Origin of the sequence: Pararhodobacter sp. CCB-MM2 (assembly GCF_001691415.1) — a bacterium.
GTDB lineage: Bacteria > Pseudomonadota > Alphaproteobacteria > Rhodobacterales > Rhodobacteraceae > Pararhodobacter.
The window spans coordinates 1-410 of the sequence record NZ_LRRR01000091.1; the positions used below are offsets into that span (position 1 = coordinate 1).

The 410-nt window shown below is 74.6% G+C and carries 1 protein-coding gene; it reads right to left on the reverse strand.

The window, feature by feature from the left end; translation table 11 throughout:
- Positions 1-410 (reverse strand): VCBS repeat-containing protein (locus tag BCY78_RS24325; protein WP_139103326.1); only part of this gene is annotated, 410 nt, incomplete at both ends.

The following is a 410-nucleotide window of genomic DNA, read 5'->3' on the forward strand; positions in this document are numbered from 1 at the left end:
GGGCGTAGAGGTACGGGCCGCCGTCGGGCAGCAGTTCCGCGCTGCGCGGGGCCCCGGTGCGGGCGAAGGGGCCGTGCAGGAAGGTGACCTGGCCGGCGCTGGCGGTGACCGCGAGGTCGGCCTTCCCGTCGCCGTCGAAGTCGCCGCAGACCGGTTGCTCGGGCCACTCGTTGCCGGACCGGGCCTGCTGGGGGATGCGTACGGTGACGGCCTTCCCCGTCAGGCCCTGCGGGGAGCCGAAGAGGATCTGGAGCGGTACGGGCGGGGCTCCGATGCCGTTGTACGGGGGGTCGGTCGAGACGATCAGGTCGGTGAAGCCGTCCCGGTCCAGGTCGCAGGCGGCCTCGGCGTCGAACGCGGCGGGCAGGGTGTCGCCGGACTTCGCGGCGTTCGCGCGGGCGCTCAGGAGC